The 15,810-nt window shown below is 65.5% G+C and carries 14 protein-coding genes, 2 tRNA genes and 1 riboswitch; of the genes, 1 reads left to right on the top strand and 15 read right to left on the bottom strand.

What is annotated here, in order from left to right:
• Positions 1-39 precede the first annotated feature (39 nt).
• The 14 genes from AB0N24_RS18060 to AB0N24_RS17995 all read right to left on the bottom strand — a co-directional run bounded on the left by AB0N24_RS18060 (position 40) and on the right by AB0N24_RS17995 (position 14,107).
• A complete protein-coding gene (locus tag AB0N24_RS18060; protein ID WP_364127123.1) occupies positions 40-390 on the bottom strand; it encodes a zinc ribbon domain-containing protein YjdM in 351 nt (116 codons plus the stop codon).
• Positions 391-484: 94 nt separating this feature from the next.
• Positions 485-557: transfer RNA gene (locus AB0N24_RS18055), tRNA-Ala, on the bottom strand.
• A gap of 188 nt (positions 558-745) precedes the next feature.
• Positions 746-818, bottom strand: a tRNA-Ala gene (locus AB0N24_RS18050).
• Between the two features lie 139 nt (positions 819-957).
• On the bottom strand, positions 958-1,359 hold the full coding sequence (gene rsfS / locus AB0N24_RS18045) for a ribosome silencing factor (RefSeq protein ID WP_104173103.1): 402 nt from the start codon (positions 1,357-1,359) through the stop codon (positions 958-960).
• A 105-nt stretch (positions 1,360-1,464) separates the two neighbouring features.
• The gene (locus AB0N24_RS18040) at positions 1,465-2,610 is read right to left on the bottom strand and encodes a hypothetical protein (RefSeq protein WP_364127120.1); all 1,146 of its coding nucleotides are present in this window, start codon (positions 2,608-2,610) and stop codon (positions 1,465-1,467) included.
• 280 nt (positions 2,611-2,890) lie between these two features.
• On the bottom strand, positions 2,891-3,523 hold the full coding sequence (gene nadD / locus AB0N24_RS18035; RefSeq protein ID WP_258073858.1) for a nicotinate-nucleotide adenylyltransferase: 633 nt from the start codon (positions 3,521-3,523) through the stop codon (positions 2,891-2,893).
• 40 nt (positions 3,524-3,563) lie between these two features.
• Positions 3,564-3,788: a hypothetical protein gene (locus AB0N24_RS18030; RefSeq protein WP_214955410.1), complete on the bottom strand. Its 225-nt coding sequence runs from the start codon at positions 3,786-3,788 to the stop codon at positions 3,564-3,566.
• Positions 3,789-3,868: 80 nt separating this feature from the next.
• Entirely contained in the window at positions 3,869-5,218 is a 1,350-nt protein-coding gene (locus AB0N24_RS18025; RefSeq protein WP_364127117.1) for a glutamate-5-semialdehyde dehydrogenase, read from the bottom strand.
• 26 nt (positions 5,219-5,244) lie between these two features.
• The gene (proB, locus tag AB0N24_RS18020) at positions 5,245-6,417 is read right to left on the bottom strand and encodes a glutamate 5-kinase (protein WP_364127115.1); all 1,173 of its coding nucleotides are present in this window, start codon (positions 6,415-6,417) and stop codon (positions 5,245-5,247) included.
• Positions 6,407-7,996 (bottom strand): GTPase ObgE, encoded by a 1,590-nt coding sequence (gene obgE / locus AB0N24_RS18015; protein WP_364127113.1) that lies wholly within the window; start codon positions 7,994-7,996, stop codon positions 6,407-6,409. Before obgE ends, proB begins: the two co-directional genes overlap by 11 nt.
• Positions 7,997-8,112: 116 nt before the next feature.
• The gene (gene rpmA, locus AB0N24_RS18010; RefSeq protein ID WP_009372867.1) at positions 8,113-8,376 is read right to left on the bottom strand and encodes a 50S ribosomal protein L27; all 264 of its coding nucleotides are present in this window, start codon (positions 8,374-8,376) and stop codon (positions 8,113-8,115) included.
• Between the two features lie 61 nt (positions 8,377-8,437).
• Positions 8,438-8,746 carry a 50S ribosomal protein L21 gene (gene rplU / locus AB0N24_RS18005; RefSeq protein WP_011692233.1) on the bottom strand — a complete coding sequence of 103 codons (309 nt, stop codon included), beginning with the start codon at positions 8,744-8,746 and terminating at the stop codon, positions 8,438-8,440.
• A gap of 323 nt (positions 8,747-9,069) precedes the next feature.
• Complete coding sequence (gene thiD / locus AB0N24_RS18000) at positions 9,070-10,662, bottom strand: bifunctional hydroxymethylpyrimidine kinase/phosphomethylpyrimidine kinase (protein WP_364127111.1); 1,593 nt, start codon at positions 10,660-10,662, stop codon at positions 9,070-9,072.
• Positions 10,645-10,742, bottom strand: a riboswitch (TPP riboswitch). (Overlaps the previous gene by 18 nt.)
• A 104-nt stretch (positions 10,743-10,846) precedes the next feature.
• A complete protein-coding gene (locus tag AB0N24_RS17995; RefSeq protein WP_364127108.1) occupies positions 10,847-14,107 on the bottom strand; it encodes an Rne/Rng family ribonuclease in 3,261 nt (1,086 codons plus the stop codon).
• 471 nt (positions 14,108-14,578) lie between these two features.
• On the opposite strand from AB0N24_RS17995, the gene AB0N24_RS17990 reads away from it, so the two are divergent.
• Positions 14,579-15,250, top strand: coding sequence for a vitamin K epoxide reductase family protein (locus AB0N24_RS17990; RefSeq protein ID WP_364127105.1), 672 nt, complete (start codon positions 14,579-14,581; stop codon positions 15,248-15,250).
• A gap of 116 nt (positions 15,251-15,366) precedes the next feature.
• Here the strand turns inward: AB0N24_RS17990 and ndk are convergent, their stop codons facing one another.
• Positions 15,367-15,786 (bottom strand): nucleoside-diphosphate kinase, encoded by a 420-nt coding sequence (gene ndk, locus AB0N24_RS17985; RefSeq protein WP_104173111.1) that lies wholly within the window; start codon positions 15,784-15,786, stop codon positions 15,367-15,369.
• Positions 15,787-15,810 lie beyond the last annotated feature (24 nt).

The raw sequence follows: 15,810 nt of genomic DNA, 5'->3' as shown, positions 1-15,810 counted from the left end.
GTTCCGTTGCCCGGGCGTCAGTGATTTCCGATCCCCGCCCTAGACCTTCTTGACCACACTGGACTTGAGCTGCATTGGTCCGACGCCATCCACTTTGCAGTCGATGTCGTGGTCTCCGACGCCGTCCATCAGCCGGATGCCGCGCACTTTCGTCCCCACTTTGATAACGGTGGAGCTTCCCTTGATCTTGAGGTCTTTGATCACGGTCACCGTGTCACCGTCGGCGAGCACATTGCCTACCGCGTCCTTGATCACCGCTTCCGCAAGAGCTTCATGTTCCGCGGCCACGGCGGACCACTCGTGGGCGCACTCGGGGCAGACCAGCAGCGCGCCCATTTCATATGTGTACTCGCTGGAGCATGCAGGGCAAGGGGGAAGGGTGTCGTTCACGGTCCCATTTTAGTCGAGCGTGCTCCGGCCAAAGGCCGGGCTGCTTAAACAGCAGAAGCCGCCCGATCGGGCGGCTTCTGCTGTGTGAATCGGGTGGAGCTGAGGGGACTCGAACCCCTGACCCCCTGCATGCCATGCAGGTGCGCTACCAGCTGCGCCACAGCCCCAAACTCTTGTTACTTTCGGATCGATCTCCGTAAGCAACTTGATTATCTTAAACCACAATCGTGTAAGACGCCAATTCGGCGGAGGCGTTTGGTGAGCGGCACCCCGGCTCACCATCCGTACCGGCACGAGTGGCTAGTGAAAACAAAAAAAGTCCGCCGGAATCTTTCGATTCCGGCGGACCCTTCGGTGGAGCTGAGGGGACTCGAACCCCTGACCCCCTGCATGCCATGCAGGTGCGCTACCAGCTGCGCCACAGCCCCGAATTTTCATTGCTCCGGCACCTTCAGCTTTCACTGCCGGGCCCGGCTCTTCGTCCGGATCTCTCCGAAGCAACTCAAATATCTTAGAACAGCCGTTCCGAAAATTCCAAATCGGGCATATTCGGGCGGCGGGTTCCGCTTATTCGCTGTCTGAGGAGACAGCAGCCTTGGCCGACGTGTCGTCGCCGAGCTGGAGGTCCACGACGGGGCAATCCTTCCACAGGCGCTCAAGGGCGTAGAAAACGCGGTCTTCCTCATGCTGGACGTGGATGACGACGTCGGAGTAGTCCAGCAGGACCCAGCGCCCGCCGGAGCGGCCCTCGCGGCGAACAGGACGCAGGTCCTGCTTGCCCAGTTCCTCTTCGATCCCGTCAACGATGGCGTTGACCTGGCGCTCACTGGGCGCCGAGGCGATCAGGAAAACGTCGGCAAGGGCAAGCCGCTCGCTTACGTCCAGGGCAACTATGTCCTGGGCTATCTTGTCCGCAGCAGCGCGCGCTGCTACGCGGGCTGTGGCGATGGATGTTTGGGTTGCAGTCACGGGACTCCTTGTAGTGGTTTAAAGCTATGTATGTTCCGACGCCAGTGGTGTCTACCCCGGATGACGGGAGAACAGCAGCGTTGGCGACGCGCCGGGACGTTTGGATCAGGGCGCCAGGCCGCTGATGATCATGGTGACGCCGGCAATCAGCGCAACAATCCCCAAAGCGAGGACGCCCAACTGCAGCAGACGGACACGGTGCGCCCTGCCCAGGCCGGCAGTGACGGCGTCCAGGGGCTCAAGGCCGTAGGCAGCGTTGGCGGGCACACGTGGCCTGTCCACGAAATTCTCGCCGGATTCGGCGGCCCAGGGCTCGCCGGACGCCGATGCTGCAATCTGCGTTGCCGCAGGATCAGTGGCTGCCTGCGCTGCCGCCTCGGCGCGCGCAAGCACGCCGGCCCGGCCCGCTACCGGCCTGGCATTCCGCTGCCTCGACGGTCCGGATTTGCGTGATCCCTTGGTACTTGGCGGCTGCAACCTGGGGCCGGGGTTGGTGACTACCGGCACATAAGAGGTGGCGGGCTTTTTCATCACCGGCCGGTCAATCCCCGGGACCTTCTCGAACTCCAGGGGCGTCACCATCGCAAGGTTGCTGACAGCTGACGGCTCGGTCTTCGGATGCGCGGGCTGGCTGGCCTGCTCGGCCAGCTTCTGCTTGGCCATGGCCCGTTTGTTCAGGACGGCGGCGCGCTCGGCCAAGGCGATCTGTTCGGCGAGGATATCCGGGTCCACCGCTTCAGGATCGTTCGCCGCGATGTGCTCCATCTTGGCGATCTGGTTCCTGGCCTGTTCGGCGAGGAGGGAACGTGCCGCGAGAGCCTGCTCAACGGTCATTCCATCAGGAAGCCGGCTGTCCGGGTTGGCCTGTGAAGCTTTGGCCAGCGGCGCGTTGGCCTGCGGCGCGTTGACCTGCGGCGCGTTGACCTGCGGCGGACCGGACTGTTGCTGTCCGGCCTGAGGGGTTTCGGCTTGCGGCGATGCCTGCGCCGGCCGGGCCGGCTGAACGGTCCGCTGGGCGGCCGTGCGGGCAGGCGGAACGATGGGGTTGGCAGCCGTGGCCGGTGCCGCCTCGGCTTGAAGCTGCTGGAGGCGAAGCTGGCGGCGCGTGGGCGGACCGCCGCCGGACAGCCGTTCTTCCTTCTCTGCCAGTTCCTTGATGGTGCGCAGGGCTGCACGGTCGCGTGCCCTGCTCTGTGACGACCGCTCGGATCCGGTCGAAGGCCGGACCGAATCCACCGGGCCGGGTGCCACGCGCCGGATTCGGCCGGTTCCGGCATCCGAACCGTTTTCGCCGGGCCGTGCCCCTGGTGCGGACTGCGTCAGCGGCGCGGGGGGCGTCGCCGGACCGGGTTTGTTCGGGGCATCGCCACGAGCAGGAGCCGGTGTCACGTTGCCGGGCACTTTTGAGGCAGGGGGAACCGGACGGGGAGCCGAAGGCCCCGCATCCTGGCGTGATTCCGCGCGCTCATCTCTGGCCTGTCGCAATTCACGACGGCTGCGGAGGGGAGGCTGTTCCTGGCTCATCTAAAACTCACTCGGTACTGGCTGGTTCGTGTAACTCGGTAAGTGCAGCACTGCTGTCCGGGTCGGGCTGCCCGGCGTACAGGCCGTATTTCGCAATATACTGGACCACCCCGTCGGGCACGAGGTACCAGACAGGGTTGCCTGCCGCGACCCGGGCCCTGCAATCCGTGGAAGAGATCGCCATGGCGGGCACTTCCAACAGGCTGACGTCCTTCCGGCCCATCCCGTCAAGGACGTGCCCCGGACGGGTCACACCGACAAAATGCGCCAGCGACCACAGTTCGTCGATGTTCTTCCAGGACAGGATCTGCGCCATGGCATCCGCGCCGGTGATGAAGAAAAGGTCCGCATCCGGCCGTTGTGTCCGCAGGTCCCTCAGGGTGTCGATGGTGTACGTCGGACCGGGACGGTCCACATCCACACGGCTGACCGTAAAACGCGGATTGGAGGCTGTGGCGATCACCGTCATGAGATAACGGTGCTCGGGCTCGCTGACCTGCTTGTGCGTTTTTTGCCACGGCTGGCCGGTGGGGACAAATACCACCTCGTCGAGGCCGAACTTCGCCGCAACTTCGCTGGCCGCGACAAGGTGGCCGTGATGAATGGGATCAAATGTGCCACCCATCACACCCAAACGCAGGCGGCGCTTGGCGCCGCGCCGCTTCAGGACGGTAGTGATGTTAGTGGCCTTGGCCGTGATCGTGCTTGTTCGGGTGCTGGCGGTGCGGGTCCGAGTGCTCCTCGACGGCTTCGTGCCGGTTACCCAGGTTGCTGTAGGACAGCGTCACGAACATCAGGATGAGCATGATCGTAAAGATCGATACACCGAAGACCCACGGTTCGGCCCACAGCGGAGCCAGTTCTTCATGTTCGGCGACGGACGCGCCAACCTGCTGCAGCAGCATTTTCTCCCCTAAAGAGTTCACACAATGACGACGGCGGTACTTCCCGCCGTTCCGGACTTCTGTTCCATGTTACAGCGTTGCTAGCTGCGGATCTGGCCCTCGCCCTGGACTATCCACTTGGTGGTAGTCAGTTCGGTCAGCCCCATGGGGCCGCGCGCGTGGAGCTTCTGGGTGGAAATGCCCACCTCGGCGCCCAGCCCCAGTTCGCCGCCGTCCGTGAACCTGGTGGAGGCGTTGACGATGACCGCCGCTGAGTCGATTTCGGAAATGAAACGTTCCGCGTTTGCCAGGTCGTTGGTGATGATGGCCTCAGTGTGGCCGGTCGACCAGCTGCGGATGTGCTTCACTGCCTCGTCGAGGTTGTCCACCATGGCAACGGCAAGGTCCAGGTCCATGTACTCGGTGGCCCAGTCCTCATCGGTGGCGGGAACGGTTTCCACGGACGCGGGCAACGCGGCGCGTACGCGGGCGTCGGCATGCAGGGTCACTCCGGCCTTCCGAAGTGCTGCGGCGACGGCGGGAAGCACGGTAGACCTGGAGTGCACCAGGAGGGTCTCCACCGTGTTGCAGACGCTGGGCCGCTGGGTCTTGGCGTTGAGGAGGATGTCCACCGCCATTTCTTCACTGGCAGATTCGTCTATGAAGATATGGACGTTGCCCTCGCCGGTCTCGATGACCGGTACGGACGAGTTGTTGACGACAGTCTGGATCAGGTCCCTGCCGCCGCGGGGAATCAGGACGTCCACCCGGCCGCGTGCCCGCATCAGGACGTTGGCGCCTTCACGGCCGAACTGGTCAACGGTCTGGACGGCGTCTGCCGGCAGGCCAACCGAAGCGAGTGCGTCGCGGAGGACCCTGATGAGAGCCTCGTTGGTGGCTGCCGCGGCGGTGCCGCCCCGCAGGATCACCGCGTTGCCGCTCTTCAGCGCCAGCCCGGCGATGTCCACTGTCACGTTGGGACGTGCCTCGTAAATGGCGGCAACCACGCCCATGGGAACGTTGACCTGGCGCAGGCGCAGGCCGTTGGGCAGCGTCTGGCCGCGGACCACGTTTCCGACCGGGTCCGGCAGGCCGGCAAGGTTCTCCAGTGCGGCGGACAGGGCCTCGATCCGCGTGTCACTCAGGGTCAGGCGGTCAAGCAGCGCGGCGGTGGTTCCGTTGGCACGGCCGGCCTCTACATCCTTGGCGTTGGCGGCGAGGATTTGGGCCCTGCTGTCGAGCAGGGCCTTGCCGATGGCGCGGAGGCCCTTGTCCTTCCAGGCACGGTTTGCGCGCGCCATGCTGCGGGCAGCGTGGCGGGACCGGTCGGCGATGGAATGTACGGCAGCCTCGACGTCAGCCGGCGACAGCTGGGCATTTTCCGGCGTGGGAGATACCTCCGTGGAGTCGTTGGATTTCTCAGCGGCTTGGTGAATCAGTGCCTCAGTCATCATTCAAGTCTAAGGGAGTCAGCCCGTTAGACCAGAACCAGGTCATCAACGTGAACAACTTCACGGTCGAAGCCCCGGCCCAGGGACTCCCCCAGCTCCACTGTGGAACGGCCCAGCATTTGCGGCAGTTCGTCGGAGGAGTAGTTGACCAGGCCCCGGGCGATAACGGTACCGTCGGGTGAGAGCATTTCCACGGCGTCGCCGGATTCAAAGGTCCCTTCAACGGCCGTAATACCAGCAGGCAGCAGCGAGGTGTGATTGTCCTGTACGGCCGTGACAGCACCGTCGTCGAGGATCAGCCGGCCCTGCACATGGGCAAGGTGGGCGAGCCACATCATGCGCACCGACTTGCGTCCGCTGTTGACGGTGAACCAGGTTCCGACGTCGTCGCCCCTTAGGGCGGCCGCGGCATTGGCGGTGGAAGTGACCAGGGCGGGGATTCCCGAATCGGCGGCCATGGTCGCGGCCTCGACCTTTGTCTGCATTCCGCCGGTTCCGACTCCGGCCTTGCCGGGCTTGCCGATGTTGACGCCTTCAAGGTCCTGCGGGCCATCGACCTGCGGAATCCGCTTGGCTCCCTTCGACGGCGGGCCGTCATACAGGGAGTCGACGTCGGAGAGCAGCAGCAGGGCATCCGCGCGGACCAGGTGCGCCACCAGGGCGGAGAGCCGGTCATTGTCGCCAAAGCGGATCTTGTGCGTGGCCACCGTGTCGTTCTCGTTGACCACGGGCACAACGCCCAGGTTCAGGAGCCGGTTCAGGGCGCGGAAGGCGTTCATATGGTGGCTGCGCCGCATGAGGTCATCCGCGGTCAGCAGCACCTGGCTCACCGTCACGCCGTGCGCTGCGAAGGCATGCGTGTAGCGGGCCATCAGCAGCCCCTGCCCGACGCTTGCGGCCGCCTGCTGGGTGGCAAGGTCCCGCGGGCGCTTCACGAGGCCCAGCGGTGCCAGGCCGGCAGAGATGGCGCCGGAGGAAACAAGGATGATCTCCGTGCCTGCGTTGCTCTTCGCGGCCAGCGCATCCGACAGCTCGATCAGCGCCTCTTCTGAGATCCCACCCTTGATGCTGGTGAGCGACGATGATCCGACCTTGACTACGATGCGGCGGGCCCTCGCGAGCACGCTACGGTCGTCGGTCCTGGGTTCCTCGATGACAATTGCGGAATTATCGGTCACGTGTGGGGGTTCACTCCTCATTCTCGGTGGTCAGTCCGCTTTCCTTAAGCGGCCGTGCGGCGCGGCGCCCGCTGACTGATTCAGTCCAGATGCCGGCTTTGCGCTCGGCTTCAAGTTCAGCCCGGGCCGCAGCCTTGGCGTCGCGGCGCTCCTGCTGTTCGTCGCGCTTTTGCCCGCGGGTGGGGCGGTCGCCGATGTCGGCAAAGCGGACGTCGGTGCCACGCGGAGAGGCGAGCAGCTCGGCGCCGGCCATCATGGTTGGCTCCCAGTCGAACACCACGCCGTCGTCTTCACCGATCACTACGGTGTCGCCGGGGACGGCGCCCTGCTTGAACAGCTCGTTTTCGACGCCCAGTTTGGCCAGGCGGTCGGCGAGGTAGCCAATGGCTTCCTCGTTGGTGAAGTCGGTCTGCTTGACCCAGCGCACGGGCTTGTCGCCCAACACGCGGAACAGCGGTTCGAGGTTCTTCTCTTCGCGGCGGATCTTGAAGCCGGATTCGTTGACTGCCCTGGGGCGCAGTACGGGTGCGTGCACCTTGGGCGGCGTGGCAGCCACGGCGTCCCGGGCGGCCTTGACGATCTCTGCCATGGCGAAGCCCAGTTGCCGCAGGCCCTCGTGGCTCGTCGCGGAAATCTCGAACACACGGTAGCCGCGGGATTCAAGCTCGGGCCGGACGAACTCGGCCATGTCCTTGCCGTCAGGCAGGTCGACCTTGTTCAGCGCCACCAGCCGGGGACGGTGGTTCAGCGGGACAACCTCGCCGTCGGAGCCGGCGAAGCTCATGTCAACCGCGTATTTCTCGAGTTCGGCTTCGATGATGGCGAGGTCTGAAAGCGGATCGCGCTCGGATTCCAACGTACCGCAGTCCAAAACGTGGACCAAAGCTGCGCAGCGTTCTACGTGTCGCAGGAAGTGGTGGCCCAGGCCCTTGCCTTCGCTGGCCCCTTCGATAAGTCCGGGGACGTCGGCGATGGTGAAGCGGATGTCCCCGGCCTGCACCACGCCCAGGTTGGGGATCAGGGTAGTGAAGGGGTAGTCGGCAATTTTGGGGCGTGCCGCGGACATGGCGGCGATGAGGCTCGATTTGCCCGCGGACGGGAAGCCCACGAGCGCGATGTCCGCAATGGACTTCAGTTCCAGGACGATGTCGCTGGATTCGCCTTCGATGCCGAGCAGGGCGAAGCCCGGGGCGCGGCGCTTCTGCGAGGAAAGCGCGGCGTTGCCCAAACCGCCCGGGCCGCCGGCGGCCGCGATGAACTCGGTGCCTTCGCCGACGAGGTCGGCCAGCACACGGCCGTCCTTGGTCTTGACTACGGTTCCTTCCGGAACGGGAAGGATCAGCGTTTCGCCGTTTTTGCCGCCGCGCCAGTCGCCCATGCCGGGACCGCCGTTGGTGGCGTGGCGGTGGGGTGCGTGGTGGTAGTCCAGCAGTGTGGTGGTCTGGGCGTCAACGCGCAGGATGACGTCGCCGCCGTCGCCGCCGTTACCGCCGTCGGGACCGCCCAGGGGCTTGAACTTTTCGCGGTGGACGGAGACACAGCCGTGACCGCCGGTACCGCCGGATACGTGCAGTACTACCCGGTCTACAAAGCTCGCCACGTGAATCTCCTCTGTGCATAACCTGACCGTCTTAGACGCCCAAATTGATTGTAATGCGGTTAAAAGAACAGTGGAGCGGGCCATCATGGCCCGCTCCACCGGTTCAGATCTTGTTGTTACTCTGCAGCTGCAGCAGCAACGATGTTCACTACTCGACGTCCGCGGCGGGTGCCGAATTCGACAGCGCCGGGCGTCAGTGCGAACAGGGTGTCGTCGCCGCCACGGCCAACGCCTGCACCCGGGTGGAAGTGGGTGCCACGCTGGCGGACGATGATCTCGCCCGCGGAAACTACCTGGCCGCCGAAGCGCTTGACGCCGAGGTACTGGGCGTTGGAGTCACGACCGTTGCGAGTGGAACTCGCGCCTTTTTTATGTGCCATTTGAAATGCCTGCCTTAAAAATTCTGGGGAATCTGCTGAAAACCTGAAAAGTAACGGAAGGTTACTTGATACCGGTGATCTTGACCTTGGTCAGTTCCTGACGGTGACCCTGGCGCTTCTTGTACCCGGTCTTGTTCTTGAACTTCTGGATGACGATCTTCGGACCACGAAGGTCCTGAAGGATCTCAGCCGTAACCGTTACCTTGGCCAGGTCCGCAGCGGCAGACGTGACTTTGTCACCGTCTACCAGGAGCAGTGCGGGCAACTCAATGGTGCTGCCGGCTCCACCGGGGACGCGGTTCAGGGTAACGAAGTCTCCAACGGAAACCTTCTCTTGGCGGCCGCCTGCGCGGACAATCGCGTACACCACTGGGGAACTCACTTCTCTCGACGTTTATTACTAGATTTGCGTGCGGAACCTGGGTCCAATTGTTTGGCCTGGCTCACGCTGTGCCTCAACGCCGGTGGATTCCCCGGGGGAACCCATGAGTTATCCCACGAACAATTCCGTTTGTAATTCCAAACAGTCTGATCCGGGGTCATAACCCAAGTGTTGGCGTAAGCACCGAAGATCTAGAATACGCTAATTTTGCCTTCGGCCGCAAATGAGGCTGGCTCCGGTGGTAGTACGTGATAGGCGACACTCCGTGTATTACGGCCTGCCACTGCAACGACTTCCGGAACCGTGCCCCACTATCCTACCGGCTTTGGAAGGCTTTCCGGTTCAGCGTGCAGGCGCGGCGCGTCGAAGAACTCCACCTCGTACCGGCAGGACTGCCGGAAAGCCAGCCGCATGGCCTGCCGTTCCGTTTCCGAGGCGGCCCGGGCGGCGTCGTCGGTGATCCGCACCGCCTGCCGGGTGGCGGCGGCGAACTCCTCGTCCGCGTACGTCCGCAGCCAGTCGGCATACGGGTGGCCGGACGGCGATCCGGCGGCCAGGAACTGCCCGTGCAGCGTGGCCCCCACTTCGGCATACAGCCAGAAGCACGGGAGTACCGCTGCCACGAGCACTCCGTAGCTGCCGGAAACAGACGAGGCCAGCAGGTGGTCCACGTAGGACTTGGTCACCGGCCCCAGTCCGGAGTCCACAGTCCGGGTGCTCAGCCACGTCCGGTGCAGTTCGGACTCGACTTCCAGGCATTGCTGTGCCGACCGTGCCCAGAACAGTTGCTCGGCCTCGGTGGGGGCGATCGCGGCAGCACGGGACAGCACCCTGGAGTAGCCGTTCAGGTAGATGGCGTCCTGGGCAAGGTAATAGGCAAAGTGGCGTTCCGTGAGGGAACCGTCGGCCAGTGCGCGGATGAAGTCCAGCCCGTAGATGGCGTCGAGGTCCGGTCCTGCGTCCTGCCGGAGTACTGCAGCGAACTGGCCCTCCGCCGGCACGTCCTGGCCCCTGGGCGCCAGATGGTGGAAGTGGTGGACCGGGCCGTTGCCCGTTCCCACGTCCAGCACTCCGGACTCCCGGAGCGCCCCCTCCAGCCACGGCTTCACTGCCCGCAAGGACGCCTCCCAGTCCCCCAGGCTTGCCTGCACGGTGGCCATGGCCGACGACAGGGAGCACCCGGTCCCGTGGCTGTTCCGGGTGGCGATCCGGCCGCCGTCGACCACCACAACATCCTGGGCCAGCAGCCCTTCGGTGTTGACGAGCGCGTCGGGGCATTCCCCGCCGTCGAGGTGTCCGCCTTTAACCAGCACGGTGGTGCCGGCCTGGGCGGCAAGCCTTTTGCCCTGGGCCAGTGCGGCCTCCCAGTCGCCCGCGAGGGGCTCGTTGAGGAGCATCGCGAGTTCTGCGAGGTTCGGCGTGATCAGGTCGGCCAGTGGCAGGAGTTCACGCAGTTCCGCTTCGGCGGCCTCCTGCAGGAGACGGTCCCCGCTGGTGGCCACCATGACAGGGTCCAGGACCACGACGGCGGGACGGGCCTTTACCAGCCAGCTGCGGACGGCGGCAATCACCGCGGAGTCACCCAGCATGCCGATCTTGACGGCGTCGATGCTGATGTCGTCGCTGATGGCCTCAAGCTGGGCGGTCAGGAAGTCCGCCGGGGGAACGTGGACGGCCCGGACGCCGTGGGTGTTCTGTGCCGTCAGGGCGGTAATGGCGGCCATGCCGTAGCCGCCGTTGGCGGCAATGCTCTTGAGGTCCGCCTGGATCCCCGCCCCTCCGGACGGATCCGATCCGGCGATGGCCACCACCCGCGGGGTTGCGCGCAGGGCGGCGTCCAGGGTGGACCCGGCCCCCGTGGTTGAGGCGGGGGTGGGCAGGAATGATGAAGACAAAGGAGACATCCCTTCGCCGGTGCTAGCCGGACAGGTTCAACGGGTGTGGATCTCAGCCGGCCCTGTGCGCGGCACCCCGTGTCAGTCCCCTAGCCTAGCTGTTTTCCTTTAACGGACTCGCGGGTACGGCCCGAATCCGGCGTATTACTACGCCCGGTTCGGACCGCACCCGCGGTGTCAGTCGGCTGGTGGATCAGAGCTCGGAGGCCGGGACTCCCACGCCGAGGATGATCGGTTCGCTGGCCGGAGCCTTTGCCTGCGCATCCTTCTTTGCCGGTTCCGGTGCCTTCGCCTCGTGGGTGTGCCCTGCCGCGGCCACCGGAGCGCTCTCGTGGTGTTCCACGGATGTTTCGTTCGCCGCGCCCTGGGCACGGCTCGCACTCCGGTTGCGGCGCGGACGGCGCGCCCGGCCCTGCACCGCAGTGTGGTCGGTGTAGTCGGCTTCAGCAGCCTGGGCTGCCGGGGCCCGCGTAGCCGGAACCCGGGCTGCCGGGGCCTGGACCGCCTGAACCGGCTGCTCAGCCGGTGCCGCCGGGCGCTCAGCCGCTGCAGGCTCGCCAAGGTGCGCGAACGCCTCGGCCAGGCGGTCGAGGGTCAGGGCCGCACCGGTGGCCGGCGATTCCCCTGCGTGCTCAACGAACGGAAGCGCAACCTTTTCGCCGCCGAAGGTCAGGACCGCAGCCGGCCGCCCTGCGGCAGCCGCCTCGGCGTCGGACACCTTGGCCGGCCGTGCCGTCGCGGGAGCGGACTGCGCCGGCGTTGACTGGGCAGCGTGTGCCTGCCCTGCCGCTTGGGCAGCGGCAGCCGCCGGGGGGGCATGGCCGGTCTCGGCGTCGTGCAGGTGGGCGGCGTGCGCCGCGGCGGCGATGTTGGCCAGCGCCGCGCGGGTAGCTTCGGCCTTGGCGTGGCGCTCGGCATCGGTGGGCTCGTGATGTACCGCGGCCGGCGTCAGCGGAGCGGCCTCGGGAGCTTGACCGCCCTTGCCGCGGCGGCGGCTCTTGCGCTCCGTCCGCGGGGCCGGCTGGCTCTCCGTCCGCGGTATGTGATGCTCGGCGGCCACAACGTTGGCGCGGCGGTGTTCCACGGGCTCGTCGTGGGTGACGATGCCGCGGCCGGCGCAGGCTTCACACTGCTCGCCGAAGACTTCAAGTAGCCCGGTGCCCATCCGCTTGCGGGTCATCTGCACGAGTCCCAGCGAGGTCACTTCGGCCACCTGGTGCTTGGTCCGGTCGCGGCCGAGGCACTCCACCATGCGGCGAAGCACGAGGTCGCGGTTGGATTCGAGCACCATGTCGATGAAGTCGATGACGATGATGCCGCCGATGTCGCGGAGCCGGAGCTGCCGGACGACTTCCTCGGCCGCTTCCAGGTTGTTCTTGGTGACGGTTTCCTCGAGGTTGCCGCCGCTGCCGGTGAACTTGCCGGTGTTGACGTCCACCACCGTCATGGCTTCGGTGCGGTCGATGACCAGGGAACCGCCGGACGGCAGGAAGACCTTGCGGTCGAGTGCCTTGTGGATCTGCTCGTCGATCCGCCAGGCCGCGAAGATGTCCGTGTCCTTGGTCCACTTCTCGAGCCGGCCCACGAGGTCCGGAGCCACGTAGGTGACATAGGCCTCGATAGTGTCCCAGGCTTCCTCGCCGGAGACGATCAGCTTGGAGAAGTCCTCGTTGAAAACGTCACGGACCACCTTGATGGTCAGGTCAGGTTCGCCGTAGAGCAGTTCCGGAGCGAGGATCTTTGTGGACGTTGCCTGGCCTTCGATCCCTTCCCACTGGGCGCGCAGGCGGTTGATGTCGTGTGTGAGCTCTTCCTCGGACGCGCCCTCGGCCGCAGTGCGGACGATGACGCCGGCATCTTCCGGCAGGCGGTCCTTGAGGATCCGCTTGAGGCGGTTGCGTTCGACGTCGGGCAGCTTGCGGGAGATTCCGGTCATGGAACCGCCGGGAACGTATACGAGGTAGCGGCCGGGCAGCGAAATCTGGCTCGTCAGGCGGGCGCCCTTGTGGCCGACCGGGTCCTTGGTGACCTGGACCAGCACGGAGTCGCCGGACTTCAGCGCGTTCTCGATCCGGCGCTGCTTGCCTTCGAGGTTGACCACGTCCCAGTTGACTTCACCGGCGTACAGCACGGCGTTCCGGCCGCGTCCGATGTCCACGAAGGCGGCTTCCATCGACGGCAGCACGTTCTGGACCTTGCCCAGGTAGACGTTGCCGATCAGGGAGTCCTGCTGGGTCTTGGACACGAAGTGTTCTGCCAGGACGCCGTCTTCGAGGACGCCGATCTGGATTCTGTCGTCGCGCTGGCGGACGATCATCTGGCGGTCCACGGATTCGCGGCGGGCCAGGAACTCGGCCTCGGTGATGACCGTGCGGCGGCGGCCGGTGTCGCGGGATTCGCGGCGGCGCTGCTTCTTGGCCTCCAGCCGGGTGGAGCCCTTGACGGATGTGACGCGGTTGTTGACCGGCGCCTCGCTGACGGCGCGCGGGGCACGGACACGGGTCACGGTGTTGGGCGGGTCGTCGCCTTCCCCTCCGGTGAGCTCAAGATCCTGGTCGCCGCGGCGGCGGCGGCGACGGCGGCGGGATGTCACGCCGTCCTCCGCGGTCCGGGTGGACTCCTCCTCGGCGTCCTCGTCAGCGGCGCCCTCGGCGTCTTCGGCCTCGCCGGTTGCTTCGCGGTCGGTCACGCGGCTGCGGCCGCGGCGTCCGCGGCTGCGCCGGCGACGGGCGCCGCCGGCGTCAGCATCGCCGTCGTCGCCGGTTTCTTCCTCGTCAGTTTCCTCGGCCGCAGCGGGGGTGACCGCGGGGGGCGTGGCCGGGCGGACCACGGTGCTCAGGTCGGGTGCCTGGAAAATCATGGAAGTGACCGAGCCGGGCTCAAGGAAGAGCGCGCCCACCGGGCCGGCCTCCGCGGTGGCGGGCTCTTCAGGCTCGGCAGCTGCTGCTTCCTCCGGTGCTGCTGTTCCAGCAGCGGGTGCGGTCTCCGCGACCGGCGCAGGCTCGACGACCGGCGCAGGTTCCTCGGCAGGGGCCGGCTCAGCAGCGGGTTCGGCGGCGGCCGCTTTAGCGGGGGCCTTGGCGCGCGAGGCGCGGCGGCGGACGGGCTTTTCAACGACGGCGGCTTCAACCGGAACGTCTTCCACGGGTGCCGCATCAGCCGGAGCTGCGTCTACCGGAGCAGCTGCGGCGTCCTCGGCGAAGACCGGGAGCGGCTCGGCAGGCTCGACTTTCCTGCGGGAACGGCTGCGGCGCGCCGGGGGCTTCTCCTCTGCGGCGGTGTCCAACGCCGGGGCCTCCGCCGGAACTGACTCCGATTCGACGGCGTCGACGGCCTCCACCTTGGGGGCGGCCTTGCGCCTTGTCCGGGTCGCCTTCTTCGGCGCTTCCGGAGCTACTGCTTCTTCGCTGGCAGCGGTTTCTTCATTAACGGCTAGAACCTGGTCATTATCCATATGTGGCGACACTCCTGCCCCTGACGTACCGCCACATCCGGCACCCATTGGGGCACATATTTGTCAAAACCCGCAGGCGTTGACAGAAGTCAATTGGATACCCTCAGGTTCGCACCGGCAGTGGGGTGCGGCAGCCCTGGAGGGCCGGCGACGTCGTTCTGAAACCCGTTGTTCCTCAAGCCACAACCAGGTGCCGTCCAATGGCATTGCGGGAAAGCCGGGATCTATCGTGGATCCGGACCGTGCCCTGCTCATCATTGGCGGTCTTACAAACGAGCCACCGGACCGGAATCCGAATGTGGATCGTATTCCAGCCAGCTTCATTCTCTCATACGCTCAGTCCATCGCGGCGGATGCAGTGCCGGGCAACTTACAATCAGGGCGCGGCCCGGCTGCAGTCTGTGCGTCCCTTCCAGCCTCCGGCGTTACAATCAGGGCGAGGAGCCCTCGAGAAAAAGGACGCAACATCCCATGCCCAGCATCTCCAATTCCACGCAGGACAACAGGCTGGACGGTGGCCTCCGCGAGCGTGCAGCGGCCCAGGAAAGCCTGCCTCCCATGACCAGGGACAAGCGCTTCGGATGGCTCCTGGTGATCACCGGCATCGTCGGCTGGCTCGCGTCGGGCGCCCTCGTCCTGGAAAAGCTCGAGGTCCTCAAGGATCCGAACCATGTAACGGCCTGCGACATCAATCCCTGGGTCTCGTGCGGCGCTGTCATGCAGACCTGGCAGAGTTCCGTCTTCGGTTTCCCCAACATGTTCATTGGCATCGTGGCGTTCGCCGTCATTATCACCACGGGCATGGCTGTTCTTTCCGGCGCAAAGTTTGCCCGCTGGTACTGGCTTGGCTTCCAGGCCGGTGTGACGCTCGGCTTTGCCTTCGTGGTGTGGCTGTGGTCGCAGGCCCTGTATTCCATCCACATCCTCTGCCCGTTCTGCATGGTGGTCTGGGCCGCGATGATCCCGCTCTTTGTGTGGGTCACGGTCCGGAACATCATGCACGGGGTGATCAAGGTTCCCGCCGGACCCGCCAAGATCGTGGGCGACGCCGGCTGGATCGTCACGGCCCTGCTTTACGTGGCCGTCATCGCCACCATCTTCTTCGCCTTCATCCAGGTGTTCATCGGAACCTCCGGCTACTAAGCCAAAGAAAAAGCGCGAACGTACAGTTGAGGCCCCCGTTTCTTCGGAAAGGGGGCCTCAACTGTACGTTCGCGCCTAAGACAGGTGGCTCAAGTGTCCGTTCGCGCTGGTGGCTGTTAGTCCTGGAACCAGATCTTGATCTCGCGTTCGGCGGACTCCACCGAATCCGAACCGTGGACGAGGTTCTGCTGGACCTTCAGGCCCCAGTCGCGGCCGAAGTCGCCGCGGATGGTGCCGGGCGCCGCCGTCGTCGGGTCCGTGGTGCCTGCGAGGGAACGGAAACCCTCGATGACGCGGTGGCCTTCGAAGATCGCCGCGACAACGGGCCCACTGAGCATGAACTCAACCAGCGGCTCGTAGAACGGCTTGCCTACGTGCTCCTCGTAGTGCTGCTCCAGCAGTTCGCGGCTGGCGTCGACCTTCTTGAGCTCGGCCAGGCTGTAGCCCTTGGCTTCAATCCGGCCGAGGATGGCTCCGGTCAGGTTGCGGGTCACGCCGTCGGGCTTGATCAGGACGAGGGTGCGCTCAATGCTCACAGCTGCTCCAATGTGGTTGGTGGG

Source organism: Arthrobacter sp. NPDC093128 (genome assembly GCF_040683875.1).
Classification (GTDB): domain Bacteria; phylum Actinomycetota; class Actinomycetes; order Actinomycetales; family Micrococcaceae; genus Arthrobacter.
Note: the sequence above shows the minus strand (reverse complement) of the source record. Positions and strands in the feature narration are given on the sequence as shown.

Coding starts and splice junctions, on each gene's coding strand:
- AB0N24_RS18030 (WP_214955410.1), bottom strand. CDS start 3,788: ATGCTGCTGCAGCAGGTTGGCGCGTCCGTCGCCGAACATGAAGAACTG.
- AB0N24_RS18025 (WP_364127117.1), bottom strand. CDS start 5,218: ATGACTGAGGCACTGATTCACCAAGCCGCTGAGAAATCCAACGACTCC.
- proB (WP_364127115.1), bottom strand. CDS start 6,417: ATGAGGAGTGAACCCCCACACGTGACCGATAATTCCGCAATTGTCATC.
- rpmA (WP_009372867.1), bottom strand. CDS start 8,376: ATGGCACATAAAAAAGGCGCGAGTTCCACTCGCAACGGTCGTGACTCC.
- thiD (WP_364127111.1), bottom strand. CDS start 10,662: ATGTCTCCTTTGTCTTCATCATTCCTGCCCACCCCCGCCTCAACCACG.
- AB0N24_RS17995 (WP_364127108.1), bottom strand. CDS start 14,107: ATGGATAATGACCAGGTTCTAGCCGTTAATGAAGAAACCGCTGCCAGC.
- AB0N24_RS17990 (WP_364127105.1), top strand. CDS start 14,579: ATGCCCAGCATCTCCAATTCCACGCAGGACAACAGGCTGGACGGTGGC.